At 43.7% G+C, this 756-nt stretch carries 1 pseudogene; it reads left to right on the forward strand.

Features of this window, described 5'->3' with window-relative positions:
- Window positions 1–174: 174 nt before the first annotated feature.
- A pseudogene (locus tag L3N39_RS18850) lies at window positions 175–756 on the forward strand (hypothetical protein); the annotation flags it as partial.

Raw genomic sequence — 756 nt, forward strand, 5'->3', positions numbered from 1 at the left:
GTCGATTAATTCCCAAGACAGGAATAACTGGTTCTACAATATCTGTTGTTGGTAATAGATTTTTATCTATTACTGATGACAGATTTTTTGTTTATCATTAGAATAAAAAAGCGGACATCTCCCGTCCGTTAACTTGCTCCCACCACAGAATTAAGTCAAGAAAGGAAATGCCCTATGTCAAATGATACTACGAAAATGTTGTTAGGAATAGATGATGAACACTTAATAATTGAGGAAGGACAAGTGGGTGATGATGGAGTGATTCGATTGGTGGGGTCCCTAAACTACACCCCCAAGGCATGCCGCAATTGTGGGATTATCAATGATCACCAAATTATTGGCTATGGTTGGCGGAAGACCACCATTAGATTCGCAAAAACATTGGGCAGCACCGTTATCCTGTGTCTCAATCGGCGAAACTTTCACTGTAAGGCTTGTCATACCAATTTCCTGGCGCAGACGAATGCGGTGCCGAAACACTGCACGATTTCAAATACGACCCGCAAACAATGCTTAGAAAAACTGACCGAACCGGTTTCGCTCAAACACATTGCCGATGAGTTATCCACTTCGGATACATTCGTTGGTCGACAGCTCTTGCGCGCTGAACGGGACTTTGAAACCAACTGGCACTATTTACCCAAAGTTCTTCTCATGGACGAAGTTAAAAGCACTAAGAGCGCCACCGACGCGATGAGCTTTGAATTTTTGGACGCGGAAACCCACGAATTGATCGACCTGTTACCCTTTAGGACC

Source organism: Pseudomonas oligotrophica (assembly GCF_021726475.1).
GTDB lineage: Bacteria > Pseudomonadota > Gammaproteobacteria > Pseudomonadales > Pseudomonadaceae > Stutzerimonas > Stutzerimonas oligotrophica.